The organism is Paenibacillus tundrae (assembly GCF_036884255.1).
Classification (GTDB): Bacteria; Bacillota; Bacilli; order Paenibacillales; family Paenibacillaceae; genus Paenibacillus.
This window is the reverse complement of the sequence record NZ_CP145605.1, coordinates 1,514,992-1,537,597: the sequence shown is the minus strand read 5'-3', so window position 1 is coordinate 1,537,597 and position 22,606 is coordinate 1,514,992. Positions and strand designations below refer to the sequence as shown.

Sequence of the window (22,606 nt, the reverse complement as noted above, 5' to 3'; positions counted from 1 at the left end):
GAGAAACAACAAAAAAACCTTGAGTACCCGCATAACAACGGGTATTCAAGAGTTTCTCATAGGTAGAAACTATATATCACGAACCAGAGACTAAATCAGCGCTCAAGCTAGAGCGATTCATCCTCTTCCGTTTTGCGTTCTTGCTCATAACGGAAATCCTGCGTATTCCGGCTCTCCTTCGATTTACGGTAGCGGGTAAACTCAATGTATTCACTAATAAAAGACTGCTCTTCAGTCGTCAATTCACTCTCTTGGCAATTCAATTGCCGCAACACGTCAAAAAAATAATCCTCTCGTTTTTCCCGTACCATCGCTTCCTTCGACGGACGACCAATCATGAGCCAGTCCAGACTCACATCAAAAAACGCAGCGATCTCAATCAGCTTATTCGTACTCGGCGTGGATTTCCCACGTTTCCAATCACCCAAATTACCCGTACTAATCTTCAGTTGTTGACAGAAAGCCTTCTTCGTCATTCCTCGTTCAGCAATCAGGTGTTCAATTCGCTCATATATTGACTGCATACAGGACCGCCTTCCAACGATAATAATCTTCTTATCCTAATGAATCACGGACAACACAATATACATAATTATACCACAACCTCCATGAATCCTCAGCCACTAATCCTACGATAAATCCGATCACTGGCTTTTAGACAAAAATAGACCCCCATGGATAACCATGAGAGTCTACTTCCTAATACTGTGATGCGGTCGAGAGGACTCGAACCTCCACGGGCGTACGCCCACTACCCCCTCAAGATAGCGTGTCTGCCATTCCACCACGACCGCATATTCAATTGTAAAAATGGTGAGCCATGAAGGGCTCGAACCTTCGACACCCTGATTAAAAGTCAGGTGCTCTACCAACTGAGCTAATGGCTCTTGCTGTAACTTCACCCTGATGTGCCATGATCATCTCTTACGTAGAACAATGACTTGCGAGGTTTCCTTCGATTAAAAAGGTGGTGAAGATATGACCCGTAGGGGATTCGAACCCCTGTTACCTCCGTGAAAGGGAGGTGTCTTAACCCCTTGACCAACGGGCCTTAATAACAAGTTGTCTTTCTTGGCGACAAGAATGAGTATACCATGATTATTCGAAATAGTGCAACACTTTTTTTGAAAGAAGTTTTCAGCTACAAAGAAATCAACAAGTAGCCTTTCAGAGATATGTCATTAGAATCGCTTGTATATGTAAAAGATACGTCAAATTACTTATAAAAACTGATATTCACTTATAATATTGCAAATAACATTATAACTACTTATAATTAAAAATATAGATATATAACACGGTCATCCCTGTATAAGGAGGCGGCACGTTTGTTTCAAGAGGAACGCATGCAGCTTATTATAGAACACTTACGTAAACACAATCGCATCTCTGTCGAGGAGATCGGTTCACTCTTTGACGTATCCCGGGACACCGCTCGTAGAGATCTCATTAAGCTTGAAGAGCAGGATAGCATTATCCGGACGCGTGGCGGCGCGATTCTCCCCTCTCCTCCGCAAGAATTCAGATCCTACAAAGACCGCTTACTCTATGTCTCAGAGGAAAAAAGAGCCATTGGCAAACTTGCTGCAGCTATCGTTCGTCAAGGTGAGAATATCATTCTGGATGCCTCAACTACAGTGCAAGCCTGTGCCGAGAATCTCAACGGTAAATCCTGCACTGTCATTACGAACTCCATGCATTCAGCTGACCTTCTCTCCAATCATGCCTCCGTCGAAATTCGTTTGCTTGGTGGTAAAGTTGATAAAGAGCAACGCTATGTTTATGGCGCTCCTGTGATTGAAACCCTCTCTCACTATTATGTAGACAAATCTTTTATCGGCATTGGTGGTCTTACCATGGATGGCTTCAGTGCCTCCGAAGAAGAAGGCAAGATTAAATACCGTATGATGCAAGCAGCCAAACAAGTTATTGTACTCGCAGACCATTCTAAGTTTAACAAACGTTATGGTTATCGCTTTGCCGATTGGTCTCTAGTAGACATATTAATTACGAACCAATGGCCATCGCCGGAATGGCGTACTTTTCTAGCCGAACAACAAGTCGAGATTCTCATTCCTGAACCTACAGAAGATAAGGAGTTGTAAGTATATGAAATTGTTTGCTACAGATTTAGATGGAACGTTATTGAACAGAGACAGCCAGATTAGCCCTGAGAACGCAGCCGCAATTCACCGTGCACAGCAAGAAGGTCTACGGGTGACAATTGCAACAGGTCGCGTGTATTCCGATGTTGTTAATATTTCTCTAGAAGGAGGAATTAAAACACCGGTTATCGGTTCAAATGGCGCAACCATCCATGATGAGAATGGAGAACGTCTCTTCCACCTCCCATTGGAACGCGAAACAGCTGCCTCTGTTATGCAATGGCTGGAGGATCACGATTGCTATTATGAAGCCTCCACGCAGCAGGGGATCTATGCTCCAATCAACAGTCATAACGCGATGCTTGCCGAGATGGATCGCATTCTAGGTGCAAGCCCTAGCGAAGACGTTGCACGCCTCATCCGAGCTGTTAAGAAGCATTACGACAAGAAGGATTACCACCGCGTGAACTCACATCAGGAAATCCCTGCAGAAGCACACATCTACAATATTATGGCCTTCTCCATGAATCCGGATCAATTACGTGAAGGTAGACAATACTTTGCAGCACGTTCGGATGTCGCGATGGTTGTATCTTCTGAACACAACTTCGAGATGCAGCATCCTGATGTATCCAAAGGTAATGCCTTGTCTAAGCTTGCAGCTCACCTAAACATTGCTATGGAAGATACCGTCTCGATCGGGGACAACTTCAATGACGTATCCATGTTGCAAATGGCAGGGCTCGGAATCGCGATGGGCAACGCAGAACCGGAAATTAAAGCACTAGCTAAAGCTATCACATTGACCAATGTAGAGCACGGCGTAGCTCATGCTATCTATTCCGTGCTTGAAGGTAAGCCGATCAATCCACCAGCAGGTGTTAGCGAAGGCAATCTGTAACATTTCACTCATTGTGTGCGCATATCAAAATATAAAATTCTAGCACGGTCTCTTTCTAAGAGGCTGTGCTTGTTTACTTTTGTCCAAAGTATGAGGTTATGATATTTCCCCTTCCTCTTACACCTTGTCCGCCCGGAAGTTCTCTCCACACTTCGCTCCAAGCCCATAATAATGCCGGAAGTTATAGATAAGCGGTCGCCATGCCTCGGGATTAATTTTGTTTGTGCCTGAGATGATCTTGGAATGAGCATGAACTTTCATCGCCTTCACTTCCACAATAGCCATATAGGGTGTATGCTCCGGAATACGAATGTGCTGGACAGAAGCCTCAATCTGGATCGGGCATTCTGCAATTCGCTGTGGCACAACCTCGACTGAATTCTGAGGTGTAAGTTCTGTAGCGTTAAATTTATCCTGACAAAATGTATAGCCCATCTGTTGCTTGGCCTCAGGTACTGGAGTTACCCCTGTGAATTTCCCCAACACCTCAACTTGTTTCCACATCGAAGCTTCCGGTAGGTTAACAACACACTCTGGGTGTCGTATCAAATTCTCGTATGCCTTCCCTTGAATCCCGATACCAAGTACGAGACAATCCCCTAATGCCCAAGAAGAAGATAACGGGGATAAATTAGTCGAACCGTCCTCATTAAGCGTGCTAAGCATCATCACTGGGGTACCATAGTATAAAATACTCGGTTGTATCGTTTCCGTATCATGCGTATCTCCTATATGTTGTGGATATACGTCGTTGTTGGAGCTTGGTTCTTGTTCTCCATTTGATTGTTCAAGGCGCTCATATTTGGGTTGCGGTTCCTGCGATTGTTGCTGTAGTTGTGGTTGTTCCTGCTTCATCCATTCTCCCTCTCCTATTCCCATTCATTTACCTAGTTCCCCTTTACGTAGTCCTGAGCATTCGTCTCAGATCGATTGTAATACGCCTATAGTTCAAGTATCATCGAAGTATGAGTACATATCCGAATATAACGATTATTGCGTCATTAATTGCTGATCCAAGTCGCGCCATCTTCTTAGAAGCATTGCTGGATGGACGAGCTTTACCTGCAGGCGAACTTGCTTATATGGCTAAAGTTACTCCCCAGACAGCAAGTAATCATCTGAGCAAATTGGTCGAGGGCGGGTTATTGGTCGTTGAGAAACAAGGCAGACATCGCTATTACCGTTTGGCCAATCAAGAGATTGCTTTTTTGATCGAGTCCATGGCCAACATTGCCCCTCCTGTACAAGTACGTTCACTCAAACAATCTGATCAACTGCGTCATCTGAGCTTCGCTAGAACTTGTTACGGTCACTTGGCTGGAAAGCTGGGAATCGCCCTGTGTGAGGCTTTGCTGCGTGAGGGATATTTAATTGAGCCACAAGACGAGGAAAACAAAGACTTTACGATTACAACGAAAGGATACGACTGGTTTGCCTCGTTTGGAATCGAGCTTCAGGTCAAACCCGGATCACGCCGTGCGCTGGCTCGTAAATGTCTGGATTGGAGCGAACGACGACACCACCTTTCCGGCTTGCTCGGAGAACAATTGAACCGTCGATTATCTCAACTAGACTGGACACGACAAATGAAGGGAAGTCGCTCCGTTGAATTAACAGAGACAGGTAAGAAAGGGCTATACGAAGCACTCAACATTTCCTTTTAAACAGGATGATTTAAGTTATCGTAATCGAAGCATATCGAAACAACAAAAAATCCCCACCGGCTGGAGCAATTATCGCTCAATCCGGTGGGGATTTACATTTATACGTTTTTTTATTCAGAACGGAGAGAGAGGGGTACTCTCACTTCGTTCGAGACTGTGAAGTATCGCTAACGAAGCTTATGCTTCGACGAACCTCTAGGGTTCTCATCCCTTTGCAGGGAAGTTTATTCAGTACGGAGAGAGAGGGATTCGAACCCTCGCACCGCTTACGCAGCCTAACCCCTTAGCAGAGGGTCCCCTTATAGCCACTTGGGTATCTCTCCAAGAATGGCTCCCCGAACAGGGCTCGAACCTGTGACAACTCGATTAACAGTCGAGTGCTCTACCAACTGAGCTATCAGGGAATATTAATCTTGAATAAATTTAATTTATCATGATTAAAGAGCCAAGTCAACAGGACTCATTTTCATTCTAATAAAGAGTTTATCTTACAGGTCTACCATCTTTAGTTTACCTGCACATCGTCCGCAACGGTAACGCTTGGGGTCTACTTTTCGTTTGCGTAAATATTCAGTACCACAGCTCTTACATACCAATTTATAACGATAAGGTAGCGGCTTCCGACCCTTACTGCCGGGAAGAGACTGGCAGAAGCGAGATCCGCCAACCTTTTGTAATAAAGCCTTGAATTCAGGATCACGGTGCTGATAACCACGTCCACGAATATGCAGATGATAATGACAGAGCTCATGTTTAATAATCTTCTCGACTTCTTCTCTCCCATACACTTCAAGCTGATGCGGATTGATCTCAATCCGATGACTCTTAAGCATATATCGTCCACCCGTAGTCGTTAACCGCCGATTAAACAACGCCTCATGGGTGAACGGAACCCCGAAATGATCTAAGGATACCTGTTCAATCCATTGTTGTAGTTCTTCATTCTCCATCGATCCCTCTCCTTTCACACCGATTGCACGATTGATTTTCCCGCATAATGCGTGTTCAAAAAGGGCGGTTTTCAGTACCAAGGAGATGGTATGAAGTTAGAAATGGAGTAGCGGAGCGTAGGCAAAACTACGTGAGCAACTACATTGTTTCCGAAGGAAACAAGCTTCGTAAGCATCCACTTATTTCGGCTGAATCCCATCTTCGATGCTGAGATGCATCAAGGCATCCTTCGTAATCAAAAGCGGACTTTTTGAACAACCTCTTATAATACTTGAATTCTAACCGTTTCCTAGGCTACACTGTCAAGTAGAATGTATGAGGGGAGATTATTACTCGTTATGCCTACAATGCGCTACGTCATCCTGCAACTGGAACAACAATTACAATTTGTAGAAATGCCTGCCGATTATGCTTATCAGCTCAGCGCCCTTAATCTGCGCCTACACAAAGAGATCAATAAACTCACCGCACCCAACGTACCCGTTCTGCCCCGAGCAATTGCCGAATGTGACCAACTGGATCTGCTGGATGAACAACTCTCTATTGTTGGAGGTCTAGACTATATCAACGCGCTTGAGCATAGTTTTGCCGAATTACATGAGAGCCATTATCCGTTAATTTCCTTACTCACTGAGATTCGAGCACTTCAAGCTCAATTAGAACAATGGTATGAAGAAGAGATGGAAACGCTATAATTCAACTGAATTCATCTTGAAAAAGTTAGCGCGGCATAAACAAAACGCATCCCCATCTATGGGTGTGCGTTTTTTTGCTATATACCTCTAGTCCACAACGGTACGCTAACTGTAATCAATCCAACCTATACCTGAATTTTCTAATGTCAATGGTTCATTTGCACAGGCCAGGCTGTTATCACATATGCTAACATACAGATGAATTATGCAAGAGGAGGAGATACCCTTGCCTCAATGGCTCTGCAATCAACTCATGCGTGCATTCCACAAAAAAGACAGCCGCCAGATTAAGCTACTTAACGAATGTTGGTTCTTTTATCGTAACAAACCGAAAAGTGGTACGGTACGCAGCGCGGACAGTGAACTCTAAGAACGACGTTGTTATGCTTAACCTTCTCCGTCCGATCAAATACTCTTCCTCTATATAGCTTATCATTGATATTATCAGTGATCTATCATTCGAATGATAATCAGTCCACAGGACAATCCAACCAGACCAAAAAAACAGCCTTCCCTAAGCGCAATATCATTAAGATAAAAATAAACTTAATGACATTGTCCACTAGGGAAGGCTGTTCTATCGTTTCCAAATGCACTTTAAAGAAACTACTTGGCTGAAGCTGGTTTCTTCATCGTTAGACCTACACGGCCTTTTTTTGTATCTACATTCATAACCCATACCGTTACATTATCCCCGACGGAAACCACATCCATCGGATGTTTAACATAACCATTGCTGAGCTGTGAGATGTGGACAAGTCCATCACTCTTGATACCGATATCTACAAAGGCACCAAAATCAATAACATTACGAACCGTACCCTGCAGTTCCATGCCTTCAACGAGATCCTCAATCTTCAATACGTCTGTACGGAAGATTGGCAATGGCATTTCCTCACGTGGATCTCGGCCCGGACGCTGCAAGCTGTCCAAAATGTCGCGAAGTGTCGGCACACCGACATCCAGTTTTACAGCCAACTGATCAGCCTTTTGCTCAGACAGCAGTTCAGCCAGCTCTTTGCTGCCAAGCTTGTCCAATTCCACTTGAAGCTCCTTGAACAACTGATCCACAACCTTGTAGGACTCTGGGTGAATTGGTGTACGATCGAGCGGGTTCTCCCCTTCACCAATCCGCATAAAGCCAACGCATTGCTCATAAGTTTTGGCTCCGAGACGAGGCACCTTCTGCAACTGACGGCGATTCGTGAAGCGGCCATTCTCTTCCCGGTATTTCACGATGTTCTTCGCAATGGTTGCATTCACTCCAGCCACGTAGGAAAGCAGTGAAGGAGATGCGGTGTTTACATCAACACCGACATGGTTAACGGCAGACTCTACAACAGCTTTGAGGCTCTCTTCGAGAACTTTCTGAGAAACGTCATGCTGGTATTGACCTACACCAATGGCTTTAGGATCAATTTTGACCAATTCTGCCAGCGGATCTTGTACTCGACGAGCAATAGAAGCCGCACTACGCTCAGCAACGTCCAAATCCGGGAACTCATCTTGAGCCAGCTTAGATGCGGAATACACACTTGCGCCAGCTTCATTAACGATCAGATAGACAAGACTTTCATCGCCATTCTCCTGAATGATCTCGGCAACAAACTGCTCGGTTTCACGAGATCCTGTACCATTCCCGATCACAATCAGACCGATATCATACTGTTTGATCATCCGGTGGAACACTTCTGCTGCTTCACGTTTCTTATTATGTGGTGGGGTTGGATATGTTACAGCCACCTCAAGCAGTTTGCCCGTATCATCAACGACTGCCAGCTTACAGCCTGTACGGTAGGCAGGATCGACACCAAGCACACGTTTGCCATGGATCGGCGGTTGGAGCAACAGGTTCCGAAGATTAGCTGAGAATACGGAGATTGCCTGGGTCTCCCCTTTTTCCGTTAATTCTGCGCGAACTTCACGCTCAATGGAAGGTGCGATTAGACGTTTATAAGCATCTTCAATTACTGCACGCAAAATGTCCTGTACAGCAGATGAACCCTTAATAATCTGTCCTTCCATGTGACGGTGAGCCGGATCTGCTGCCACGTCCAAACCGACTTTCAAAATATTTTCGCGCTCACCGCGGTTAATCGCCAAGATACGGTGCGGCGGCATCTTTTTCGCTAATTCACGATAATCATAATAATTCTCATACACGGACTCTTGCTCTGCATCCTTCGCTTCGGAAGTAAGCATTCCGTGATCCAACGTGTAACGGCGAATCCACGCACGAATGGCAGCATCATCCGCAATGTTCTCGGCTAATATGTCCTTAGCTCCCTGCAACGCAGCCTCTGCGTCATCCACGCCAAGCTTAGCACTGATATAACGCGCCGCCTCTTCCAGGGCATCTCCCTGTTTAGGCTGGCTCCAGATCCAAGTAGCGAGTGGCTCCAAACCCTTCTCTTTGGCTACGCTGGCACGCGTTTTACGCTTTTGACGATACGGACGATACAGATCCTCGACTTCTTGCAGCTTCACAGCTTGAGTGATGGACTGCTTCAGCTCCTTCGTCAGCTTGCCTTGTTCGTCTATGATACGAATAACTTCTACTTTACGGTCTTCGAGGTTACGCAAGTATACGATACGTTCTTCAATATTTCGTAGCTGGTTCTCATCCAGCTCTCCAGTCATTTCCTTACGGTAACGAGCGATAAACGGAATTGTGTTGCCTTCGTCCAGAAGCTCGGACGTAGTCCGGATCTGCTTCAGGGGTAGCGATAATTCCTTGGCTACCTGCTTGATGATTCGCTCGTGGCGTTCAGCCTTTATCGTTTCTTCATTAGGTTCCAGAACCGTTTCCTGTTCAGACAAATAAATCCCTCTTTCCTTCCTGAATCGATCATTAGAAGCACGTCCAGGGCAGCTTCGCTGCAATAATCACAGTATGGAATCCACACGTGTGCAGATTCTTCTTCCCTATATTATCACAAAATCCCGTTCAAATTTCCAGCATGAGGCGAGCTTACAAGTTCATCCAATCCCGATACTCCCGTTTCATCGGTAGCTATCATGCAATGTACTGGCAAAAAAAGACCGGAAAACGTCGTTTCGACGCATCCCGGTCTTCATCATACTAATTATAAAAGCGAAGTATTACTTTGCATTTGCTATATCAAATGAACTAAAGCGTATTACACTTGCCACTCCGATGACAGAATAACCTTCCGATCGCTGTTATCCCCAGATTTTTTTGATTTCCCTTCTCCTAAGGGAAAAATCCGGTGATAGCGTATGCTTCCGAAGTAGCTTTCTTTCAGAAAGCTTTTAGGCGAACGCTTCGCTTCTTCACGTTATTTCTGCCCTCTCCGTTCTCGTGTAATGTAATTAGCATCTTTGATATAGCTTCTAAAATTATACTCGCTCGAAACGGAACATCTCGCTCAGGTAGTCTCCAGACGCTGCACCAACTGCGATACCGCCATACATCAGAGCATCGCCAGTGAACGTCTCTTCACTGCCCTTCAGACGGTAATCCGCGTCAGGGTCTAATCCTTTGAGCTTCAGGCGCTGCAACGGTGCATTCGGCTCCGACAACACACGGAAATAGAACACGACAGCTTCGCTGCCATCCGGTGCGATGAACATCCATGCCGTCTCATTTCCTTCAAACGGACTGAGCAAGCGACGGAATGTTCCGTATTGAATCGTACCCCGAATTTCTTTGTACAGTTCAACCTGTGCTTTTACAATTTCGTTCTCTTCCTCAGTGAAACGAGTCAAGTCCAGCTCATAGCCAAAGTTCCCTGACATCGCTACATGTCCACGCGTCTCCAATGACGTAATCCGGTTCACCTGGTGATTCGGTACGGCAGAGATGTGGGAACCCATCGAGCTTACTGGATACACGAGACTCGTACCATATTGAATACGCAGACGGGATACCGCATCAGTATTGTCACTTGTCCAAGTTTGGGGCATGTAATAGAGCATACCTGGATCGAAGCGTCCGCCGCCACCTGAACAGCTTTCGAACAGGATATGCGGGAATGTGCTCGTAATCCGTTCCATCACCTCATACAATCCCAGCATATAACGGTGTGCTGTCTCACGCTGTCTATCTGCTGGCAGCAATGCGGAGCCCACTTCTGTCATATTCCGGTTCATGTCCCATTTCACGTAGGAGATCGGTGCAGAACCTAGTACATCACTCAGCATGCGTACAATTTCGTCTCGTACATCCTGACGAGAGAAGTCGAGTACCAGCTGCTGACGTCCTTCTGTACGGCGACGATCAGGCACATGCAGACACCAGTCTGGGTGTGCACGATACAACTCACTATCAGGAGAGATCATCTCAGGCTCGAACCACAGTCCGAACTGCATATCTAGACCCGTCACTCGATTCGCGAGGTCATCCAGACCTTGTGGTAACTTATTCTTATCCACGATCCAGTCACCCAGCGAGGAATTATCGCTATCCCGGTGCCCAAACCAGCCATCATCCAATACAAATAGCTCAATACCAAGCTTCTGTCCCGCACGTGCGATCTGCTCGATCTTGTCTGCATCGAAGCCAAAGTATGTTGCTTCCCAGTTGTTAACGAGGACAGGACGCTCCGTATTCCGGAATTGACCACGTGCAAGACGCTCACGATACAGCTCGTGATAGGACTGGGACATACCATCAAGCCCTGCATCCGAGTAGACCATAACGGTCTCAGGAGTCTGGAATGCTTCTTGTGGATCCAGCTTCCAGCTAAAGTCAAACGGATTGATTCCGAGCGACACACGTGTCGTGAAGAATTGATCTACTTCCGCTTGTGCTGTGAAGCCTCCACTATAAACGAGGCTGAATCCATATACCTCACCTTGGTCTTCGTCCGTACCTGGTGTCATTAAGGCAATAAACGGATTCTGCTGGTGACTACTCGAACCACGGCGACTCTCTACGCCTTGCAATCCAGAAGCAAGCGGTCTGCGTACGATGTCGCGCTCACGTGTCCAAGCACCCGACAATTGCAGCAATTCATAATCTGCGTGCGGGAAATCAACTGAGGAACTAAGCGCACGCAAGACATTAACCGAGGTAGCGCTCTCATTCACTACACGCATCGAACGAGTAATCGCATTAAATGCCGTAAAGGCTGTATAAGAAAGCTCGATCTTGATGCCAGCAACACGGTCTTGCAATTCAATGACCAATGTCTCTGCTTCATCCGCAGCTTCTACATATGTTGCTGGTAGTCCTTCAAGGGAAGGCTTCCCCTTCTCCAAGCGATGACCTGTGTAAGTAAACTCCGAGATGGTTGAGCCGTTCTCCAATTGGAGTTGGATGGCTGGGTTACGGAAATCACTCGTCCCATACACTGGCAGTTCCACTGGCAATGTGTCGAAAGAGATCGTTCGATCCTCTGGCACCGGGTTAGGGCTAAAGGATGCGCGCTCTGTACGCACATGCAACCAGCTCAGATCGGTATCGCGTAATTTCTTGCCGTAGTACAAATGCACCAAATATCCTGAAGGCAATACTTGAAATACATAACTTGCCTTGCGAGTTTGTAAATGGAATTGTAGTTTCTCCTGATTGATATAAATGCTCATATGTCTCCTCCACCTCTATATATCTATCTTTTGGGTAAACGGTTTCTCAGGTTTCATTATAGCGAAAAGATGGACAATGTTCTACGCTTTCATCCAGCTTTATTCAAAAGAGCGTACCGCTGCCGATTGGCTGCTGTACGCTCCTGTGAATTACTGCTCTAAAAGGTGCTGAAGATCGACCTTTTTGAACATGCACTATAGTGTGATTGTCCAAAAGGGATCTTCTGAACACACACTTGAATTGGTTATGCCCTAGAACACCTAAGGCACTTCCCGCTGTCAACGGCTGGCTGGCAGTTTCAAACCACTGCTCCACCTTTAAAAATCGATCAAGCCGAGACTGATCTGTAAGGCCTCGTTAACCAATTTCATGGTCTCCTCGTCCAAATGAGTAATCTTGTCAGTCAATCTTTGCTTGTCAATCGTCCGTATTTGTTCGAGCAAAATAACCGAATCCCGGTCAAAGCCGTGTGCCGCCGCATCAATCTCTACATGCGTCGGCAGCTTTGCCTTTTGGATCTGGGCGGTAATCGCCGCCACAATACAAGTTGGACTGAATCGATTACCGATGTCATTCTGGATGACCAGCACCGGTCTGACTCCACCTTGCTCGGAACCGACAACGGGAGAAAGATCCGCAAAAAAAACGTCACCGCGTTTTACGATCAATGTCTACACCCCGCTAACTAAGCGGTCCAGAGTGCTGTCCGCATCTTCCTCCGCGTGAAAGGCCTCGGATGCCATGGTCAGGTTAATCTTCGCCATCTCCATGTACCCACGCTGCATAGACTCACGGATATACCGCTTCTTCCGTTCCGTCAGATACAGCTTCATGGCCTGCCTAATCAATTCGCTGCGGTTGGAGTTCTCCAGCGCTACGATGCCATCCACTTCCTGCAAAAGATGATCAGGCAGACTGATCATGATTCGCTTGGTGTTCTGCAAGTTGGCCACCTTTCTTCCACCCCCACAAACCTTTCGCCATTGTGAACCAGTATTACGTTTTTCCAGAACTTTTATACAAAGGAATATATATGCCCCGCGTATATCAAGTATGCTGTACTCCATTATAAACACGGGGAACAATATTCGTACAGACCAAACATCTCTTTTCCAGGATATAAATCCTTATCGTCATACATAATTCGAGATGCTCCGACAGTTTTCCTTCTGTTCTAAAAAAAGTTTATTGTAAATAGCGTCCAGTTAACCTATTAGGAGGACAAAAGTGGATTAACCTTGGCAACCTCTATACCATCCCGCAGATAGATCCGCGGAATACGGTGTGCCATCATACAGATCACTTCATATGGAATCGTACCTAGCTGGGCAGCCACCTCGTCTACGGTAATACATTCGCCGGACTGGTGGCCGATGAGGACAACCTCTTCGCCGACTTGAATTTCTTCCGCTTCTTCAGCGAAAGATTGTAGCGACACCATACACTGATCCATGCAGATCGTACCGACAACGGGAACACGGCGTCCACGTACAAGCACTTGTGCTTTGCCTGTCAGCATTCTTGAGAATCCATCTGCATAGCCGATAGGCAGGGTCGCAATTCGTTCATTTTCCTGTGTAACATAGCGTGTTCCGTAGCTGATGCCCCAATGGGGTGGCAGCGTTTTGACCAGAACCGCCTTTGTCTTCAGTGTCAATACCGGGGACAGCTTCACCACCTGATGATTCACCTCAGTAGACGGATACAATCCGTACAGACTGATTCCAACTCGAACCATGTCGTAAGACAGATTCGGTGTATCAATGGCGGCGGCACTGTTTGCCGTATGTATAATCGGGATGACACATCCCTGATCTCTCAGCGCTTCTACAACGCTTTGAAACCGTCGATACTGCTCCAGTGTATAGGTCTTGTCTGCTTCATCTGCCTTCGCAAAGTGAGTGAACATGCCTTCGAGCATTACCTGATCCAGCGAAGCGACTTCTTGTACGAAGGCTACTGCATCCTTACCAGGCAGCAAGCCTAGCCGCCCCATACCACTATCGATTTTAATATGCACCTTCAATTTCCCGGTGAACTTGCCTGCATTCAGGTTTCGAATCGCATCCAGCACTTCCCGGCTGTACAAGGTAATTGTAATATCATGTTCCCAGGCTACAGCAACACCTTCAGGCGGTGTGTAACCTAACACGAGAATCGGTAGCTTGATCCCATGTTGACGCAATTCGAGCGCTTCATCTAGAAAAGCAACACTCAAATAATCGACTCCATATTGTTCAAGTCCTCTCGCTGTCTCTACAGCTCCATGTCCATAAGCGTTGGCTTTAACACAAGCAAGGAGCTTCATCCCTTTCGGCAATGCCTCACGGAAAGCTTCTACGTTGTCACACAGATGATCCAAGTTAATTTCCGCTTGGGTCGGCCGATATTGTTCTTGCACGTTCTGTCACCTTCTCTAATCGTCTTAATCCGGCTCACACATCAGACTCCATCGTAATGCTCTAGCATGTGACTGTCAAATGAGCTACATATGTGCTTCATTCGAATGCAATGACCTTGCCATCATGCAGCCGGAGATTAAGGAAGAAAACGGCAGATAGACTGAACATCTCCTGATCATTTTCATATCCAACGATAGAATATGTCCGTCTATACCGTATTACTTACCCGGTTCCTCGTGCGTAGAAGCGTCTTTTGAATTATTGAGATTTTGCCGCCTATTCAAGCTTGTGTATTTCCATGTTTCGATCCTTTTCATACACTGATGTGTATCATCATTCTATGCGACCAGAGTTGTAGCCGTGCACAACACAAAAGCACCGGAGAATAGGTCTCCGATGCTTCTTAGCATTCCTTCTGATATGACAACTATACCTTCAAAGGGTTGTTCAAAAAGTCCACTATATTATCATTTCCCGGATTGTTCCTGCATGGATAGTGCAATCTGTTTCATTTCGTTCTCTGGTAGATCAGCACTTGTAATCCGGTACTCGATTCCATCGTACATCCACGTAAGAGTTTGCAGTGCGTCTCCACTCATCATTCCCCATGTGAATCCGAGATCCACAACGCGGGATGGCGCAAGCGATACAGCTCTGTCCTGTGGCCTAGCTTCAAAGATGGTATAGTTATACATCCCTTCGTAGCGCAGCAGTACAGAATAGTTACCTGATTCTTCAACAATCTGATCGTCTTTCAGTTTCACACCTTCAGGGACATACGTCGGTTCAACAACGCCAAACCCTTCGCTCTCCTCTGGCGCTGTCATCGTTGGCTCTTCTGCACCTTGATCTGCGCTCGCTGGATCTTGTGCCCCCTCTTGCTCATCACTTCCACTGATACCCGTCTGACCATCACTTACTTCGCCACTTGAATCGGATGCTGGTTGTTGCTCCGTTGAAGATTGAGGATCTTTAGCAGGGGTTCCTTCACTGCCTGCTCCGATGTTCCCATTTCCTTCTGTAGCCGCAGTCATATTGCGCTGCATATCAAACGCATCCTTACCAAATTCAGCACCGAATTTGAAATTGTCGAATTTCACATCGACCACAACATTGGCATTGGAATCGGATACCTCCACCTGTTTAGGAGCGTAATCGGCCTTGTTCAGCCAGATTTTTTGTCTCACCAATGCATGCGTATTGTAATTGGCAGCAACATCGAACACGTAGCTATCCTTCTCATCTACAAACTGACGAGTCGAATCTCCCGTAATGCTGCGAATCAACGTTTCGTACAAATAAACCTGTCCTTGATTGTCTGGCCAATTACTTTGGAAACGGAAGCTCTTGTTCTGGCTCGGTGTGAGTACGAACACACCCTCATCATTACGTAATACGATCTGAGTTACATCTTTCTTCGCATTCGTTAACGCGATTCGATAATAGGAAGGCTTCTGATGCCATACCTCGACCTTGTACTGCTGCGGCGTATCCCCAGTGTGCAGCGTCATCACGCCTGCTCCCTGGTAACTTTCCATCTCTCCTACGACTTCGTTCAGATCTTTGACCACGGCTGCCGCATCCTTTTTCCCACAAGCAGCAAGCAAGGCCGATAAGACCAATACCATGGTAAGCATCCATGATATTCGGCGCATGACATCATCCCCTTTAGCACTGTTTTCACTTCAGGGCTGTGCTTGCAGCAGAACCCCTACTTGATTAGTACATGTCTATGAGGGACTTGTTCGATTTATGCGGACTAGTTTGACAAGCATCACCTGTTCTAAGTTATACCGGAGGTCTAGGATCAAATCGGTCTAGGGAAGGATGCCTTTTTGGTACAGAAGAGGGATAGTTGATATAGGAAAGCAACTACTGGACTACAATCATCTTGTTTGTATCAGAAACCTAATTCATACATTTGGAGGGTAACGGATGACAACAACAGATTTTCACTCATTGCTGGAGGGATTGGATGATTTTGTAGAAGAACAAATGAAACATTGGAAAGGTGTGGGCGCAGCTGTTGCGGTTGTGCACAAAAATGAGGTGGTCTGGCAAAAAGGTTATGGCTATCGCGACCTGGAAGCCAAGCTTGGCGTAACTCCTAGCACACTCTTTGCAATCGGTTCATCAACCAAGGCTTTTACAGCAGCGACGGCCGCTATACTTGTAGATCAAAATCAATTGAACTGGGACACGCCTATTGTGCAATATATGCCTGATTTCAAAATGTTCGACCCGGTAACGACGGAGCGGCTTACGATCCGGGATATACTCTGTCACCGTTCTGGACTTCCAAGACATGAGATGGCTTGGTACAACTCACCTCGTTCAAGAGAAGAGCTCGTTCATCGTCTACGGTACTTGGAGCCTAATGAGGATTTCAGAAATAAGTGGCAGTATCAGAACATGATGTATATGACGGCAGGTTATCTAGTCGGGCACATCAAAGGCACGTCATGGGAGAGCGTATTAGAAGATTCGTTGCTGCGCCCACTAGGGATGAATTCAAGCGTGCTATCCGTTGATCTGATGCAGCTCCAACCTGAATATGCACTGCCTTATACGGAGAAGGATGAGCAGCACATTCGAATTCCTTATCGCAATATTGATACGATTGGCCCTGCCGGCTCCATTAACAGCAATCTTATAGATATGATTACGTGGTTACAATTCCAATTGAATCAAGGACAGCATGATGGCAGAGCCCTCATTTCCATGGAGGAAATGCAGACCATGCATAGCCCGCATATGCCTTGTGATTCGTCATTCCGTAGTGAGGAAGTTCCGATTAGCACCTATGGATTGGGATGGATTATTGAGTCTTATCGCGGTCATCGGATGATCCATCATGGCGGAGGAATCGACGGGTTCACCTCCCAAGTAGCCTTCCTGCCAGATGAACAGATTGGCGTCGTTGTACTATGTAATAGCAATGGCAGCGTAGTGCCTTATACCGTTTCCTATCACATTATTGATCGATTATTGGAGCTGGAACCTACCGACTGGAGCGATAGATTGACCAAACTAATCAATGGGGAGGATACACAGCCAGAGGGCGAATCCGAAGCAACAGAAGGCACAGCCTCTGTCGGATCTGAGCATCAGGAGACAACAGACTTCGAGAAAACGGAAGTTCAACCCTTTGATCGTCCCGCATCCGAATATATTGGCGTATACACCCATCTTGGCTATGGCGATATCCTGATTGAATCCACTGCTGAGGACGGATTACGAGCAACATTTAACAATTTAGATATGAGCATGCAATACATTGGCAACGAGACCTTCGATGTTGAGCTTGTTCAACAGGGACAGGAACAAAAGCTTCCGTTCACATTCACGTTAGATGATCAAAATCATACTCATTCTCTCAAGATTCCACTATTGATGGAGCCCAATACGAATGAAGTGATATTTATTAAAACTAAAACAAAAGCTAATGTTAATGTTAATCTTAATGTTGATGCCCAAATTGAAGCCTAATACCACGAGCAGCATCGAATGTAGGATTTAGAGGTAGGATTACAATACAGCATTCAGCGTCCTTCTTCTCAGCTATTCGACCATCCCGTTGTAGTGGACTCCTACCACAACGGGATATAGGCCGAATAGCTGGAGGACTCTTCCGACGTATTAGGACTTCGCTTCACCCACAACCGTCGCAAGTCAGGCATCCCATATCCCATTACGCGGTAATCTCGCAGCGATGGATGATGTGAATGCTCCTCCCTGAAGCTATACACAGGCAATAGTAACGCCTCCTGAATTAATCGATCCTCCAGTTGTAGCAAACTATCCATCCGATCCTCTGGCTCCTGCATCGCCACGATCTGACCGCACTCTCGCTCTAACTCAAGCCTCCAATGATCATCCATTACACTGAGAAAGATCGTATTTTGGAACGTGTACATCGTAATGAGACTTCGCATTACATGATCGTCAAAGACTTCTCCAGTGTATATGAGGTCATACGACTGTAATTCGTCATGATAAATGGCCTTGACCACATCACCAGGTACAATGTTTACATGTAGACCAATCTGTTCACACCGCTTAGCAAACCAAACCATGTCTTGTTCCATGTTCACGCCCTCTTCAACCCACACGTTCACCATCTCTCCTGCATACTGGCTACGTTTCAACCATGCCGAAGCGCTAACGAGAGAAGATTTGTCTACACCTGTATCTGTATCTGTATCTGCACTTACACTTACATCTGCGCCTACATCTACAGCTTCATTTACTTCAGTCCACTTCCGTTGTGCCATCTTCTCTTCTCTCAGGTGCTTCTCTGCATCGAATAGATACATCTCTTCGTCCTGCTGGTTTCCCCGATCATACTTACGAACCAAACTAGATGTCGGCTGGATCGATGATCGATTCAAAGCATCCGCCATGACTTGTGGGTGCATAAGCTCTCGTATGGCACGACGAAAGGATATATCGAGATGAGGGCCTCTTTTGCGCATATTAAACGTCATAAAGACCCCACCCTGTACTTCATGCTGTACCGCATGTGGTTTACCGTCTGGAAATAGCTCCTGTCGGATCACGGATTCGCCCCGCCCTGCTTGAGGAAGCTGCCAGATCTCTACACGATCGATAAACGCACGACCTTGAAAATAAGAAGAGAATACCTCCAAGACTAAGATGTTTGGATCGTTGCGAACCAAACGATATGGTCCCGTCCCAATCGGATGAAGTGGGTCTATCTCCACATCTCTTGGCAGAATAGATGCATTAATGCTGCTCATCAAATCAGGAAACATAAAATTGGGTGCATTCAGCTCAAAGCGAACCGTCAAATCGTCAAACGTATCCACCCTCTGAATTGAGCCGAATAAGGCTTTGCAAGGATTGTCCACGCTGGATAAGATGCGTTCAAATGTAAATTGCACATCCTCTGCCTCCAGTACTCTGCCATGGTGAAAGAGCACACCTTTATGTAAATAAAACGTCCATTCCGTCCCCTCTACGTTGCTCTCCCATGCCATCGCAAGCCCTGGCTCACAGACATGGTGCTCTGCATTGTAACGCACTAAACGATCATACACTTCTGCAACGATCCCCACATCGCCCCACACAACAGCCTGGGTTGGATCCAACGTCTCAAACGATGTCTCCTGAGGAATGCGGAGTGTGTCCACTCTCCCCCGAGCACCATGATCTGAACGAAGACCGAATTGCCCCTGTAGTCTATGCATTAAATTTTCTCGGATGAGAAACGGCAATGATGCAGCCAGTGCGTATGCTTCTTCTATTTTGTTGTGATGTAGTAGACGTTCAAACCATTCCCCAGCCACATCGTGTAACGGTAAACAAAAAACAAGTATAGACTTTTTGCCTCTTCCCCGCTGCGGGCTCCATCTGACCCAGCCGTTATCCAAAAACTTATTCATAATCAGATTCATATTACGCATGGTGCAGCACAAATGAGTTGCTAATACACCCATCGTTATCTCTATTTCTTCCTCTTCATGTACATGGGAGAAGATCAACCTAAGTTGGATATAATGCTCCGTCACTTCCACAACCGTCCCAGCCTTTCATCGCCTTCACTAAAATGTGAAATCCATCTCTGAACTCCTACAGTTTTTCTTCAGGTTTTTCTTCATTATACTCAGGAAAAGCCGTTTCACCAACGAAAGGAAGATTGAAACCATATGAGATACACCGACTTACATCGCAATATTCAGATTCGAATCATTACCGATTTCTTTACGGATCTGACACAGAAATCCATCATTCCTTTTATGGCGGTCTACCTAAGTCTTCAAATTGGTGCAGGCTGGGCAGGCTTGCTACTGACGATTAACATTATCGGCTCCATGTTGGTTGGGTTATGGGCTGGGTATTGGTCTGATCGTATTGGAAGAAAGAAATTGATGGTCATTGCTCAAATACTCCAGGTATTCGCACTGTTCTGGTTAGCTGCCGCTAACTCGCCATGGCTGAATTCAGTCCCTTTAACCTGCTGGATGTTTTTCCTGAGCAGCCTAAGCTCCGGGATCACTGTTCCGATTGCCAACGCCATGATTGTTGATGTAAGCAGTGAATCCGAACGCCATTATGTGTATGGACTGCAATACTGGACAACCAACGCTGCAATTACGATCGGTGCTTTGATGGGAGGGTTACTGTTTGAATCCTTCCGCTTCATCCTATTTAGTATCGTATGGGTAGAGAGTCTAGTCACCTTAGTTATCCTTCTCTTTTATATTCACGAAACAATGGGTAGAAGACATACGAGCCTGTCTCACAGGACAACATCAATCGCCCCTAAAAACATCTTCTATACCTACATCGATGTCCTTAAAGACACGCGATTTATGGTCTTCCTCACCGCTACTGTATTAGCAGTCTCTCTGGAATTTCAATTAGACAAGTATATTGCGGTGAGGCTAAAAAACGAATTCAGTGCTCAGTTGCTCCATTGGAATATCACGGGTTTGCAAATGTTCAGCCTCATTATGGCCATCAACACTGTACTCGTTGTACTCATTGCCATTCCTTTCACCAAATGGATGGGACGGTTTCCTTCTCGAAAAGTGATGACGGTTGGTATGTGTCTGTACACTGCTGGTTTTGCCTTTCTCGGATTCAGTAACTGGACGTTATTGCTCATCATATGCACCGTAATACTTACGGTTGGGGAGCTGATGTATAGTCCTGTCCGGCAAGTTTTACTTGCAGGAATGATCCCAGATACAAATCGCGCTGCCTATATGGCTGTTGACGGCATGAGCTACAATGTAGCTGCATTGCTCGGAAGCTTGGGACTCACGCTTGGTGCCTTCCTCCCTTCATACGGGATGGCAGCCCTATATGCGCTGCTCGGAATCGCTTCATTATTCTTTTTCCGTCGGGCGTTGACGTTACAATCACCGGTTACACCGACTCATCATGATCCTGTCGCTTGCGCAGATGCTTCTTAGTTGCTTGGTTCCAAGCCTGGAAAGTAAGGTATAGTCCAAATAAAATTTCGCATTTAATACTCCTTATCCACTTCGCCTCCGAATAAAGTTTCGCGGAGGTTTTTTACCGTATCCCCTCACTTTTTTTGTATATTATCGTATTTATTTTGTATATCATTATTTACAAATTGTATATTATAATATACAATCCAATCAGGAGGTGAGTTAATGGAAGAATTACACAATCATGTTCGGGAGTTACGAGCCAGAGACCGTCTGTCTCAAGCAGAACTGGCTAAACTAATCAACGCCTCTCGTCAAACCATTGCCCTCATTGAACGCGGAGATTATTCTCCTTCTGTCGTTCTGGCATTGAAAATAGCCAAAGTTTTTAATGAACCTGTTGAACAAATTTTTGAATTGAAGGGTGGAGATTCACATGACTAATTCAACTACAAACGTAAACTCCAAATATCGTTGGTTACGTCTGCCGCTGTACATGGCTGGAGGAGCAATCGTTGGTTTTTTGATTGCAAGTGTCTTATTAAATGCACCTTCCAGTCTGAACTGGACACTCTCTGTCTACTACGATTATGATCTTCTGTTCGCCATTCTCGGATTCTTGTTCCTGGTTTTGACTGCATGCAATACAGCGATTTTGATTCGTATTCCTACTAAGCCCAACCTGGAAGACGATCTACCTCATGATGCCGATCTCCTTGGTTCACCAGCGGAACGTTCATTGGGTAGAGCGATGATTATTAGTAATCTTAATGTAATTTTATCACTTACTTGGGGCGCTCTTTCTCTGTCATTACTTGCCTCAACACGAGCTGTTGCTGGCTCTTCTGAAGCGTTTAACCTGAGTAACTTAATCGCTTCTGCCATTGCCATAATTACGGTCGTGTGCCTTCAGAACATAACACTTAAACGATATAATAATTATTTTCCAGATCGCACTTTAGATTTCAATTCACGTAACATGCATCAGGAGCACTTCGATAAGCTTGACGAAGGTGAGAAATGGATCGTCTATCGTGCAGCTTATCGCTCCTTCCGCGCCATGAATGTTCTACTTAGTATTGGAATGATCTCTATGGTGCTCTACTCCATCTTTTTCACCTTTGCCCCTTTCCCAATCGTTGTCCTGTCTGCAATCTGGATTATCCATATCGGAACCTATTATCGTGAAGTCTATCGTAAAAGCAAATCTTAATTTCATTTAGGGCGTGTCTGAAACTCCGAAGGAAGCAGATTTTGACGAATTTTCGTTCCAAGCAAGGAAGTTTTCCGCAGGCGTGCCGGGGCACGTCAAGGGAAAGTGACGTAGCAGGGGGCGAAAAGGCGGTAAAAGATGCACTTCAGCGAGTTTTGAGACACGCCCTAGCTAACTCAAAAAAAGCTCATGGCAGGATTG

General features: G+C 45.9%; 19 protein-coding genes and 5 tRNA genes. 9 read left to right on the top strand and 15 right to left on the bottom strand.

Annotated features, from left to right (window positions below; genetic code table 11):
* Positions 1 to 107: 107 nt before the first annotated feature.
* The 4 genes from V6W81_RS06585 to V6W81_RS06570 form a co-directional block, all read right to left on the bottom strand.
* Positions 108 to 524, bottom strand: coding sequence for a helix-turn-helix domain-containing protein (locus tag V6W81_RS06585; RefSeq protein ID WP_145050499.1), 417 nt, complete (start codon positions 522 to 524; stop codon positions 108 to 110).
* A 187-nt stretch (positions 525 to 711) separates the two neighbouring features.
* A tRNA-Leu gene (locus tag V6W81_RS06580) sits at positions 712 to 794 on the bottom strand.
* A gap of 17 nt (positions 795 to 811) precedes the next feature.
* A tRNA-Lys gene (locus V6W81_RS06575) sits at positions 812 to 887 on the bottom strand.
* A gap of 92 nt (positions 888 to 979) precedes the next feature.
* Positions 980 to 1,051: transfer RNA gene (locus tag V6W81_RS06570), tRNA-Glu, on the bottom strand.
* Between the two features lie 277 nt (positions 1,052 to 1,328).
* Between V6W81_RS06570 and V6W81_RS06565 the strand changes: the two genes are divergently transcribed.
* A complete protein-coding gene (locus V6W81_RS06565; RefSeq protein ID WP_145050496.1) occupies positions 1,329 to 2,105 on the top strand; it encodes a DeoR/GlpR family DNA-binding transcription regulator in 777 nt (258 codons plus the stop codon).
* 4 nt (positions 2,106 to 2,109) lie between these two features.
* Positions 2,110 to 3,006: a Cof-type HAD-IIB family hydrolase gene (locus V6W81_RS06560; RefSeq protein ID WP_145050494.1), complete on the top strand. Its 897-nt coding sequence runs from the start codon at positions 2,110 to 2,112 to the stop codon at positions 3,004 to 3,006.
* A 117-nt stretch (positions 3,007 to 3,123) separates the two neighbouring features.
* Here the strand turns inward: V6W81_RS06560 and V6W81_RS06555 are convergent, their stop codons facing one another.
* Positions 3,124 to 3,861 (bottom strand): flavin reductase family protein, encoded by a 738-nt coding sequence (locus V6W81_RS06555; RefSeq protein ID WP_338542189.1) that lies wholly within the window; start codon positions 3,859 to 3,861, stop codon positions 3,124 to 3,126.
* A 110-nt stretch (positions 3,862 to 3,971) separates the two neighbouring features.
* Between V6W81_RS06555 and V6W81_RS06550 the strand changes: the two genes are divergently transcribed.
* Entirely contained in the window at positions 3,972 to 4,670 is a 699-nt protein-coding gene (locus tag V6W81_RS06550; protein WP_145050490.1) for an ArsR/SmtB family transcription factor, read from the top strand.
* 234 nt (positions 4,671 to 4,904) lie between these two features.
* Here V6W81_RS06550 and V6W81_RS06545 read toward each other — a convergent pair.
* The 3 genes from V6W81_RS06545 to V6W81_RS06535 form a co-directional block, all read right to left on the bottom strand.
* Positions 4,905 to 4,993, bottom strand: a tRNA-Ser gene (locus V6W81_RS06545).
* 5 nt (positions 4,994 to 4,998) lie between these two features.
* Positions 4,999 to 5,074 (bottom strand) — tRNA-Asn (locus V6W81_RS06540).
* Positions 5,075 to 5,158: 84 nt separating this feature from the next.
* Entirely contained in the window at positions 5,159 to 5,620 is a 462-nt protein-coding gene (locus V6W81_RS06535; protein WP_239290122.1) for a SprT family protein, read from the bottom strand.
* A gap of 339 nt (positions 5,621 to 5,959) precedes the next feature.
* Between V6W81_RS06535 and V6W81_RS06530 the strand changes: the two genes are divergently transcribed.
* Both V6W81_RS06530 and cmpA read left to right on the top strand, forming a co-directional pair.
* Positions 5,960 to 6,316 (top strand): hydrolase/acyltransferase, encoded by a 357-nt coding sequence (locus V6W81_RS06530; protein ID WP_145050487.1) that lies wholly within the window; start codon positions 5,960 to 5,962, stop codon positions 6,314 to 6,316.
* Positions 6,317 to 6,542: 226 nt separating this feature from the next.
* Positions 6,543 to 6,686, top strand: coding sequence for a cortex morphogenetic protein CmpA (gene cmpA, locus V6W81_RS06525; protein WP_128100760.1), 144 nt, complete (start codon positions 6,543 to 6,545; stop codon positions 6,684 to 6,686).
* Between the two features lie 236 nt (positions 6,687 to 6,922).
* Here the strand turns inward: cmpA and V6W81_RS06520 are convergent, their stop codons facing one another.
* The 6 genes from V6W81_RS06520 to V6W81_RS06495 form a co-directional block, all read right to left on the bottom strand.
* Positions 6,923 to 9,136 (bottom strand): Tex family protein, encoded by a 2,214-nt coding sequence (locus V6W81_RS06520; RefSeq protein ID WP_145050485.1) that lies wholly within the window; start codon positions 9,134 to 9,136, stop codon positions 6,923 to 6,925.
* Between the two features lie 540 nt (positions 9,137 to 9,676).
* The gene (locus tag V6W81_RS06515) at positions 9,677 to 11,866 is read right to left on the bottom strand and encodes an alpha-galactosidase (RefSeq protein ID WP_338542187.1); all 2,190 of its coding nucleotides are present in this window, start codon (positions 11,864 to 11,866) and stop codon (positions 9,677 to 9,679) included.
* A gap of 318 nt (positions 11,867 to 12,184) precedes the next feature.
* A complete protein-coding gene (locus V6W81_RS06510) occupies positions 12,185 to 12,535 on the bottom strand; it encodes a type II toxin-antitoxin system PemK/MazF family toxin (RefSeq protein ID WP_024630714.1) in 351 nt (116 codons plus the stop codon).
* Positions 12,536 to 12,538: 3 nt separating this feature from the next.
* Positions 12,539 to 12,820 carry a CopG family ribbon-helix-helix protein gene (locus tag V6W81_RS06505; protein WP_056699650.1) on the bottom strand — a complete coding sequence of 94 codons (282 nt, stop codon included), beginning with the start codon at positions 12,818 to 12,820 and terminating at the stop codon, positions 12,539 to 12,541.
* 260 nt (positions 12,821 to 13,080) lie between these two features.
* A complete protein-coding gene (gene alr / locus V6W81_RS06500; RefSeq protein ID WP_338542179.1) occupies positions 13,081 to 14,268 on the bottom strand; it encodes an alanine racemase in 1,188 nt (395 codons plus the stop codon).
* A gap of 468 nt (positions 14,269 to 14,736) precedes the next feature.
* Complete coding sequence (locus V6W81_RS06495) at positions 14,737 to 15,924, bottom strand: DUF4367 domain-containing protein (protein ID WP_338542177.1); 1,188 nt, start codon at positions 15,922 to 15,924, stop codon at positions 14,737 to 14,739.
* Positions 15,925 to 16,204: 280 nt separating this feature from the next.
* Here V6W81_RS06495 and V6W81_RS06490 point away from each other — a divergent pair, with 280 nt between their 5' ends.
* Positions 16,205 to 17,758, top strand: coding sequence for a serine hydrolase (locus V6W81_RS06490; RefSeq protein ID WP_338542175.1), 1,554 nt, complete (start codon positions 16,205 to 16,207; stop codon positions 17,756 to 17,758).
* Positions 17,759 to 17,859: 101 nt separating this feature from the next.
* Here V6W81_RS06490 and V6W81_RS06485 read toward each other — a convergent pair whose 3' ends face one another.
* Complete coding sequence (locus V6W81_RS06485) at positions 17,860 to 19,800, bottom strand: ABC transporter substrate-binding protein (RefSeq protein WP_338542173.1); 1,941 nt, start codon at positions 19,798 to 19,800, stop codon at positions 17,860 to 17,862.
* 138 nt (positions 19,801 to 19,938) lie between these two features.
* Between V6W81_RS06485 and V6W81_RS06480 the strand changes: the two genes are divergently transcribed.
* From V6W81_RS06480 to V6W81_RS06470, 3 genes are all read left to right on the top strand, one after another.
* Complete coding sequence (locus tag V6W81_RS06480) at positions 19,939 to 21,210, top strand: MDR family MFS transporter (RefSeq protein ID WP_338542171.1); 1,272 nt, start codon at positions 19,939 to 19,941, stop codon at positions 21,208 to 21,210.
* A gap of 207 nt (positions 21,211 to 21,417) precedes the next feature.
* Complete coding sequence (locus tag V6W81_RS06475) at positions 21,418 to 21,636, top strand: helix-turn-helix transcriptional regulator (RefSeq protein ID WP_056699668.1); 219 nt, start codon at positions 21,418 to 21,420, stop codon at positions 21,634 to 21,636.
* Entirely contained in the window at positions 21,629 to 22,405 is a 777-nt protein-coding gene (locus tag V6W81_RS06470; RefSeq protein ID WP_338542170.1) for a DUF3169 family protein, read from the top strand. The genes V6W81_RS06475 and V6W81_RS06470 overlap by 8 nt, the downstream gene beginning before the upstream one ends.
* Positions 22,406 to 22,606 lie beyond the last annotated feature (201 nt).